This window comes from Kitasatospora sp. NPDC048194 (assembly GCF_043202455.1).
Lineage (GTDB): Bacteria > Actinomycetota > Actinomycetes > Streptomycetales > Streptomycetaceae > Kitasatospora.
The window spans coordinates 85,500-93,857 of record NZ_JBIDAK010000028.1 but is presented as its reverse complement, the minus strand read 5'-3'; the positions used below and the strand labels follow the sequence as shown (position 1 = coordinate 93,857).

General features: G+C 73.3%; 6 protein-coding genes and 1 pseudogene. 2 read left to right on the top strand and 5 right to left on the bottom strand.

Annotation, left to right across the window (positions count from 1 at the left end):
* Both ACGF07_RS27790 and ACGF07_RS27785 read left to right on the top strand, forming a co-directional pair.
* Positions 1 to 117 (top strand): annotated as a pseudogene (locus ACGF07_RS27790) (ABC transporter ATP-binding protein); the annotation flags it as partial.
* A gap of 57 nt (positions 118 to 174) precedes the next feature.
* Complete coding sequence (locus ACGF07_RS27785) at positions 175 to 2,739, top strand: ABC transporter permease (RefSeq protein WP_392903035.1); 2,565 nt, start codon at positions 175 to 177, stop codon at positions 2,737 to 2,739.
* 66 nt (positions 2,740 to 2,805) lie between these two features.
* On the opposite strand, the gene ACGF07_RS27780 is transcribed toward ACGF07_RS27785, so the two are convergent.
* The 5 genes from ACGF07_RS27780 to ACGF07_RS27760 form a co-directional block, all read right to left on the bottom strand.
* Positions 2,806 to 3,519, bottom strand: a complete 714-nt coding sequence (locus ACGF07_RS27780) for a DUF4232 domain-containing protein (protein ID WP_392903033.1) — start codon at positions 3,517 to 3,519, stop codon at positions 2,806 to 2,808.
* A 232-nt stretch (positions 3,520 to 3,751) separates the two neighbouring features.
* Positions 3,752 to 4,600, bottom strand: a complete 849-nt coding sequence (gene efeU / locus ACGF07_RS27775; RefSeq protein WP_392903030.1) for an iron uptake transporter permease EfeU — start codon at positions 4,598 to 4,600, stop codon at positions 3,752 to 3,754.
* Between the two features lie 72 nt (positions 4,601 to 4,672).
* Positions 4,673 to 6,007, bottom strand: coding sequence for an iron uptake transporter deferrochelatase/peroxidase subunit (gene efeB, locus ACGF07_RS27770; RefSeq protein WP_350743954.1), 1,335 nt, complete (start codon positions 6,005 to 6,007; stop codon positions 4,673 to 4,675).
* An 85-nt stretch (positions 6,008 to 6,092) separates the two neighbouring features.
* Positions 6,093 to 7,241 (bottom strand): iron uptake system protein EfeO, encoded by a 1,149-nt coding sequence (gene efeO / locus ACGF07_RS27765; protein WP_392903027.1) that lies wholly within the window; start codon positions 7,239 to 7,241, stop codon positions 6,093 to 6,095.
* A 176-nt stretch (positions 7,242 to 7,417) separates the two neighbouring features.
* The gene (locus ACGF07_RS27760) at positions 7,418 to 8,242 is read right to left on the bottom strand and encodes an ATP-binding cassette domain-containing protein (RefSeq protein WP_350743956.1); all 825 of its coding nucleotides are present in this window, start codon (positions 8,240 to 8,242) and stop codon (positions 7,418 to 7,420) included.
* Between the last annotated feature and the right edge of the window lie 116 nt (positions 8,243 to 8,358).

Here is an 8,358-nt window from a genome sequence, read left to right as displayed (position 1 = left end):
GCCGACCGCGTCGTCTTCCTCGCCGACGGCCGCATCGTCGACGAACTCCACGCCCCCACCGCCGACACCGTCCTGGACCGCATGCGCCGCTTCGACGCCAAGGGCCGCACCAGCTGACCCGGCTCAAACCCCGACGCCACCGACCCACGAGCACTCCAGGACTGACACTCCCCCATGTTCCGCACCGCTCTGCGCAACGTGCTGGCCCACAAGGGCCGGCTCCTCATGACGACGCTGGCCGTCCTGCTCGGCACCGCCTTCGTGGCCGGCACGCTCGTCTTCTCCGACACCCTCGGCGAGGCGCTCAGGACCCAGAACTCCAGGAGCTACACCGACATCGCCGTCACGGTCAGCGACCACGAGGCCGTCGACCGCGGCTACGACCACGGCGGCCGGGCCACCACCGGCCCGACGCTCACCGAGCAGACCCGGGCGAAGGTCGCCGCGCTGCCCGGCGCCGCCGAGGCCCGCGGTGTGGTCAGCGGGTTCGCCGGCATCGCCGACAAGAAGGGCGCGCTGATCGGCGACGGCTTCTCCACCACCGGCACCAACTACGTCCCGGGCGCCGACGGCACCGACCCGCGCTACCCGCTGGTGGAGGGCCGCGGCCCCCGGAACGCCACCGAGGTCGCCCTCGACACCAGGACCGCCGCCAAGGGCGGCTTCAAGGTCGGCGACACCGTCCGCGTCGCGGTCAACGGCCCGGTGATGGAGCTCAGGCTCACCGGCACCCTGCACACCAACGACCCGCGGGTGACGGCCGGCGGCTCGCTGGCCGCCTTCGACACCGACACCGCCCAGCGGCTCTACCTGAGCCCGGGCCGCTTCGCCGAGCTGGACGTCAAGGCCGCGCCGGGCGCCGACGACGCCGCACTGCTCGCCGCCGTCCGGCAGGCCGTCCCCCGGGCCGACAGCATCGAGGCCAGGACCGGGCGCGAGCTCGCCGCCGAGCAGGACCGGATGATCAAGCAGAGCACCAAGTTCCTCAGCACCTTCCTGCTGGGCTTCGCGGGCATCGCACTGTTCGTCGGGGTCTTCATCATCGCCAACACCTTCACCATGCTGGTCGCCCAGCGCACCAAGGAGCTGGCCCTGCTGCGCGCCGTCGGCGCCACCCGCCGCCAGATCACCCGCTCCGTGCTGGCCGAGGCACTGCTGGTCGGCCTCACCGCGTCGGTGGCCGGCCTGCTGGCCGGCATCGGCATCGCCGTCGGGCTCAAGGCGCTGCTCAACGGCCCGATGGACGCCAACCTGCCGGACGGCCCGCTGATCGTCGCCCCGTCCACCGTGGTCGCGGCAATCGCGGTCGGCGTGCTGGTGACGGTGCTGGCCGCCTGGCTGCCCGCCCGCCGGGCCTCCCGGATCGCCCCGGTGGCCGCGATGAGCGCGGTCGAGCAGCCCGCCACCCAGAAGAGCCTGGTGCTCCGCAACACCGTCGGCCTGCTGTTCTCGCTGGCCGGTGCGGGCGCGCTGGCGGCCGGCGTGGGCGGCAAGGAGGTCAAGCTGGTCGGGCTCGGCGCGGCCGCGCTGCTGATCGGCGTGTTCGTGCTGACCCCGCTGCTGTCCCGGCCGCTGATCGCGCTGTTCGCCCCGCTGCTGCGCGCCCTGTACGGCACGCCGGGCAAGCTGGCCGGGGAGAACGCGGTCCGCAATCCGCGCCGCACCGCCGCCACCGCCTCCGCGCTGACCATCGGCGTCACCCTGATCACCTCGCTGACGGTGATCGGCGCCTCGGTGAACCAGGCCGTGGACAGGGCCGCCGCCACCGAGCTCAAGGCCGACTACACGGTGGCGATGCGCAACGGCTCGATGCTCTCCTCCGACGTCGCCGCCCAGATCGCCAGGACGCCCGGTGTCCGTGCGATGAGCACCGAGCGCAGCGTCCCGGTGACCACCGGGCAGGGCGAGGACGACAGCGAGTGGCTGACCGCCGTGGACGCCGCGACCATCGACCAGCTGGCCGTCGTCAAGGTCCGGGAGGGGTCGGCGGACGCCCTCAGGCAGGGGAAGCTGCTGGTGAGTTCGAGCGTCGCCGACCACGGCGGCCACCGGCTCGGCGACACCCTGGCCGTCACCTACCCGGACGGCGCCAAGGGCTCGCTGACCGTCGGCGGCGTCCTGGAGGCCGGCACCGCGCCCGCCCCGCTGCTCGCCCCGGAGGCGGTGGTCGGCCCGCACGCGCTCCCCGGCTCCGGCCTGAACAAGGTCCTGGTGAAGGGCGCGGACGGCGCGACCGAGGAGCTGAAGCAGGCGCTGCGCGACGCGACCGGCGGCAACCCGCTGATCGCGGTCAAGGGCGAGAAGGAGGTCAAGGCGGAGAACCGCGAGATCCTCACCGGGATCCTCAACATGATGTACGGGCTGCTGGGCATGTCCGTGGTCATCGCGGTGCTCGGTGTGGTCAACACCATGGCGATGTCGGTGTTCGAGCGCCGCCGGGAGATCGGCATGCTGCGGGCGATCGGCCTGGACCGGCTCGGCATCCGCCGGATGGTCCGGCTGGAGTCGCTGCTGATCGCGCTGTTCGGCGGCCTGGTGGGGGTCGGCCTCGGCGTCCTGGTCGCCTGGGCGGGGGTGCGCACGATGGCGGACAGCCTCAAGGGCATCACCACCGTGGTGCCGCCGCTGCAGACCGCCGGCTTCCTGCTCGCGGCCGCTGTGATCGGCCTGCTGGCCGCGCTCTGGCCGGCCCACCGGGCGGCCCGGATGGACGTCCTGGACGCGATCAAGAGCGAGTAGCCGGGGCGCGTGCGGCGAGGAGCCCCCGCGGCGGTTCGGTCGAGCCGCCCCGGGGGCTTCCGCGCGTCACGGCCCGGCGAACACCACGCCCTGGTTGGAGGGCTGCAGGCTGCCGGCGGTCAGGCCCTGGGCGGAGACCGGGAGCTGGGTCACCGGCTTGCCGTCGAGGCCGAGCAGCTCGGCGGTCAGCTGCTCGGTCTCGTCCGGCGGGGTGAGCCGCAGCCCGGTGATCACGTGGCAGGTCGGGTCGGCCTTGTCGCAGGAGTTCCACCTGAGGCCCGCGAAGGCGGTCGTGTTCGGCTTCAGGGTGATCGGCGTCGGCGGGCCGGGGTGCGGCTCCCGCTTGACCGCCAGCGGGTCCGCGCTGCTGTCGGCGCGCAGTCCGCCGAAGCCCGGGTAGCCGAACAGGGTGCAGCTGCGGCCGCCCTTGTTGGTGAGCATCACCATGGCCGAACCGGCGCCCTGGACCTGGACGGTGGCGGAGAGTTCGCCGGCCTTGCACCGCGTGCCGGCCGCCTGGGTCGCCGCCGGCCCGGTCGGTGGCGTGCCGGTCGGTGCCGTGCCGGTCGGCGTCGTACCGGGGGCGGTCGCCCTGCCGGAGCCCGCTGTGCCCGCGCCGGTGCCGGTCGGCCGGCCGGACGCCGCCCCGGCGGCGGTGGTCGCCGCCGGGGCAGGCTGCCCGTCCGTCCCGGCGGCGTCGTTGCAGGCGGTCAGCAGCAGGGCGGCGGCGAGCGCGGTCACACCGGCGGCGACGAGCTTGGCGGGCCTGCGGACGGTCATGGTTCCCCCAGGGGTGGCGATCGGTCACTCGGCGATCGGTGATCGGGTGATCGGTGATGGGTGATCGGTTTCGGAGCCTTCGCCGGAGAGCACGACGGCGCGACCGGCCCGGTTGCGGCTGTGACGTACTCATGACGAAACCGCCCCGCCGGGCTGGTGCCGGGCGGGGCGGTTCGCAGGGTTCGGGCAGTCAGGCGGTCGGCCGGTCAGACGGCCTGATCGCGGCCGTCGGTCAGGCGGTCGGCTTGGCGGCCACCGGCTCGACGGGCTTGGCCTTGCTGCCGCCGCCGATGACGTTGAAGAACACCGCCAGCGTGGGGGCCAGGTAGAGCAGCCAGACCACCAGCTGCAGCACCGTCGGGTCCGGCTGGAAGTTGAACACGCCCTTCAGCAGCGTGCCGTACCAGCTGTCCTTCGGGATGGTGCTGGAGATGTCGAAGGCCAGGCTGTGCAGGCCGGGCAGCCAGCCGGCCTCCTGGAGGTCGTGCACGCCGTAGGCGAGCACGCCGGCCGCGACCACCACCAGCATCGCGCCGGTCCAGGTGAAGAACTTGGCCAGGTTGATCTTCAGCGCGCCCCGGTAGAACAGCCAGCCGAGCACCACGGAGGTGAGCAGCCCGAGCGCGGCACCCACCAGCGGGTTCCAGCCGTCGTCGGTGGCCTGGACGGCCGACCAGATGAACAGCGCGGTCTCCAGGCCCTCCCGGCCGACGGCCAGGAAGGAGGTGACCACCAGGGCGGTGGTGCCCATCGCGATCGCGGCGTCCAGCTTGCCGTGCAGCTCGGTCTTCAGGTGCCGGGCGGTGCGCCGCATCCAGAACACCATCCAGGTCACCAGGCCGACCGAGACGATCGACAGCGAGCCGCCGAGCGCCTCCTGGGCCTCGAAGGTCAGCTGCGAGGAACCGAACTGCAGCACCGCGCCGAAGCCCATCGAGAGCACCACGGCCGAGCCGACGCCGAGCCAGACCGGCGGGAGCTTGTCCGTGCGCCCGGTCTTGACGAGGTAGGCGATCAGGATGCAGACGACCAGGCTGGCTTCGAGTCCTTCGCGCAGGCCGATCAGGTAGTTGCCGAACACGCGGCCTCCTGGGGGTGTCGTGGGGGTACGGGGGAGGAGGCGGCCAGGGAGTCGCCGCTCCGGGGCGGGCCGTCAGCCGAACAGGGCCTGGCCCCACCACTCCCCCGGCTTGCGCACGCCCGCCGGGCAGGCGAAGTGGGCGGAACCGACGTGCTGGATGTACTCGTTGAGCTTGTCCGAGGCCGCGAGCCGCTGCTGCAGCGGCACGAAGGCCTTGCGGGTGTCCCGCTGGTAGGCGAGGAAGAACAGGCCCGCGTCCAGGCGGCCGAGGCCGTCGGTGCCGTCGGTGAAGGAGAAGCCGCGGCGCAGGATCATCAGGCCGTTGTTGGCGTCCGGGTGGGCCAGGGCGACGTGCGAGGTCGCGGGCATCGCCTTGAGGTCGGGCGCGTCGTGCTCCTTGGCCTTGCCGTACGGGGCGCCCTCGCCCTTGGTGCGGCCGAAGGTGTCCTCCTGGTCCTTGAGCGAGGAGCGGTCCCAGGTCTCGATGTGCATCCGGATCCGCCGGGCGACGAGGTAGGAGCCACCGGTCATCCACTCCGGGCCGTCCCCGGGCGCCGCCCAGACGTGCTCGGCGAGCTTCGCGGTGTCGGTGCCCGCGATGTTGTGGGTGCCGTCCTTGAACCCCATCAGGTTGCGCGGGGTCTGCTCGTCCGGGGTGGTCGAGGAGGTCTTGCCGAAACCGAGCTGCGACCAGCGGATGCTGACGGTGCCCATCCCGATCCGGGCCAGGTTGCGGATCGCGTGCACGGCGACCTGCGGGTCGTCGGCGCAGGCCTGGACGCAGATGTCGCCACCGCTGCGCAGCGGGTCGAGCTTGTCGCCCTTGAAGTTCGGCAGCTCGATCAGGGCCTCGGGGCGCTGCGCCTTGAGGCCGAAGCGGTCGACGCCGTCCTTCTCGAACAGCGTCGGCCCGAAGCCGATGGTGAGGGTGAGCCGGGAGGCGGGCAGGCCGAGGGCCTCGCCGGTGTCGTCCGGCGGCGCCTCCGCGGAGCCGGGGACGGCGCCGGTGCCGACCTCGCGGCCGCCGGTCATCGCGGCGGCCGCCTTGGTCCACTCCTTGAGCAGCTTGGCCAGGGACTCCCGGGTGGCGTTCTCCGAGACGTCGAAGGCCGCGAAGTGCAACCGGTCCTGGACCGGGGTGGCGATGCCCGCCTGGTGCTCGCCGTAGAACGGCACCTCCGCGGTGGCGGCCGCTACCGGCGCGGGGGCCGGGTCGTCGTCCTGCCGGTCGGCCGCGACGACCGAGCCGACGGCGGCGGCGCCGAGCGCGACGCCCGCACCGGCCCAGCCGATCACGGCGCGGCGGCTGACCGCGCCCCGGTTGGCGGCGGGCGGGGTCGTGGCGGCCTCGGCCGGGGTGGTGGCAGCGGCCGGGGTGCCGTTCTGCTGCTCGTTGTCGGCGTCCATCGGCGGGCGGGCCCTTCTCACTCTGCGGTACTGCGTCGTCGCCGAACTGCTCGGCGCGGGGGGGACTGGGGGGTCGTCGGCCGGACTACTTGGCGACCACGGCGGCGGCCAGCTTCGACAGCGGCTCGCCCAGCGAGTTGACCGCGTCGGAGAAGGTCTTGCGCTCGGCCTCGGTGACCTTGTCGTACGGCGTGAAGGTGCCGTCGGCCTGCTTGTACTTGGCGAGCAGGGCGTTGATGGCCGCGAACTCGGAGTCGAGGGTCTTGGACAGCTCCGGGTCCTTCTCGGCGGCGACCGGCTTCAGCAGCTCGTAGGCCTTCTGGGCGCCCTCGACGTTGGCCTGGAAGTCCGCGAGGTCGGTGTGGCTGTAGCGGTCCTCCTCGCCGGTGATCTTGTTGGTGGCGACCTCGTCCAGCAGTTCCTTGGCGCCGTTGGCCATGCTGGTCGCGGTGATCTCCGCGGTGGGGATCTTCTTCTGCCAGTCCTTGAGGTCGGCGACCAGCCGGTCGGCGAGCTGCTTCTCGTCGTCGCCGATCCGGGCGTCGGCCCAGAGCGCCTTCTCCAGGCGGTGCCAGCCCGTCCACTCCTGGCCCTGCTCGAGCTTGTCCTCGCGGGTGTCGGTCTTGGGGTCGACGTCGCCGAAGCTCTCGGCGACCGGCTCGGTGCGCTCCCAGCCGGTGCGCGAGGGCGCGTACAGCGACTTGGCCTTGTCCAGGTCGCCGCCCTTGATCGCGGCGGCGAAGGCCTCGACGGCCGGGATGGTGGCGTCGGCCTGCTCCTGGGCGTAGGTGCGGTACGCGTCGACGGCGGCCGCCAGGCGCGGGTCGGCCGCGGCGGAGCTGCCGCCCTCGCCGGTCACCGTGATCTTCTGGCGGATGCCGTCACCGACCATGCCGGGCTTGCAGGCGACCTCGTACGCGCCGGCCTTGATCTCGGCGTTGACGGTGGCCTTGGTGCCGGGGCCGATGTTCTCGCGCTCGGTGACGATCTTGTCGCCGGCGGCGTAGACGTAGACCTCGGTGGTCTTGGAGCCCTTGTTGCTGATGTCCAGCACCACGTGCCCGGCCGGGAAGCTGGTCCTGGAGACCTCGCAGGCGGTGTCGGTGGCGTTCACCTTCACCGCGTCCTGCGAGCCCGCCTTGTCGTCCTTCTTCGACGCGCAGCCGGCCAGCGTGGCGGTCGCCACGGCGAGGCTGAGCAGGGCGGCTGCGGTGGAACGGCGGCGGGCGGGCATGGGGGCTCCAACGGAAAAGGGCATGAGGGTGCCAGGACCGGATGGCGCGCCGGCCGGGCCGGCGCCTCCTGATTAGCTAAGGCATACCTTACGTAACAACGCCGGTCCGTCGACACCCACCCCCTCGAACCGAGCTCGAACCGTAGCCCGGCCCGTCCGGCGGCCGCCGTCCGGCGCTACCGCCCGGGCGCCCGGCGGGCGGCGGCGCGGGCCGTCCAGCGGCCCTCGTGACGGGAGATCCGGATCGGGTGGCCGAAGGTCTCGCTGATCAGCTCGGTGGTCATCACCTCGTCCACCGGCCCGGCCGCCACGCACGCGCCCGCGCGCAGCAGCAGGGCGTGGGTGGTGCTCTCCGGCAGCTCCTCCAGGTGGTGGGTGACCAGCACGCTGGCCAGCTCGGGGTGCTGGTGGCGCAACAGGTCCAGGCTGTCCAGCAACAGCTCCCGGGCGGTCAGGTCCAGCCCGGTGGCGGGCTCGTCGAGCAGCAGCAGCCGGGGGCTGGGCATCAGCGCGCGGGCGATCAGCGCCCGGCCGCGCTCGCCCTGGGACAGCGTGGTCCACGGGGCCTCGGCCATGGCCGCCATGCCGAGGGTCTCGATCAGCCGCTCGGCGCGCTCCACCGTCTCGGGGGCGGGCTTGCGGTGCCACTCCGGCTCGATGGTGTTGGTGTGCCCGGTGAGCACCACCTCCCGCACGGTCAGCGGCGAACGCAGCGGGTGGCGCGGGTTGACGTGCCCGAGGTGGGCGCGCAGCTCGCGGACGTCCACCCTGCCGAGCCGCCGTCCGAGCACGTCGACCGTGCCCCGGGTCGGGTGGGAGACCGCACCCAGCAGGGCGAGCAGGGTGGACTTGCCCGCGCCGTTGGGGCCGAGCAGGGCCCAATGCTCGCCGGGCCGGATCTCCACGGTGATCCCGCGCAGCAGGTGGCGGCCGTCGCGCACGACGTCCACGTCGTGCGTGCGCAGCAGCGGGCCGTCGAAGGAGGGGTCGGGCGGGGTCATGGGTCGGGTCTCCGATCTCGGCGCCGGTCGGGTACGGGCGGGGCGCCGCACCGGACGGGCCGGCGCCGACCGTCCGTGTGCACCGTACATCCGGCGGCCGTTCCGGAGCCGGGCCG

Bases quoted from the DNA above. Each gene is read 5' to 3' on its own strand.
- ACGF07_RS27785 (WP_392903035.1), top strand. From the start codon at position 175: ATGTTCCGCACCGCTCTGCGCAACGTGCTGGCCCACAAGGGCCGGCTC.
- ACGF07_RS27780 (WP_392903033.1), bottom strand. From the start codon at position 3,519: ATGACCGTCCGCAGGCCCGCCAAGCTCGTCGCCGCCGGTGTGACCGCG.
- efeB (WP_350743954.1), bottom strand. From the start codon at position 6,007: ATGGACGCCGACAACGAGCAGCAGAACGGCACCCCGGCCGCTGCCACC.
- efeO (WP_392903027.1), bottom strand. From the start codon at position 7,241: ATGCCCGCCCGCCGCCGTTCCACCGCAGCCGCCCTGCTCAGCCTCGCC.
- ACGF07_RS27760 (WP_350743956.1), bottom strand. From the start codon at position 8,242: ATGACCCCGCCCGACCCCTCCTTCGACGGCCCGCTGCTGCGCACGCAC.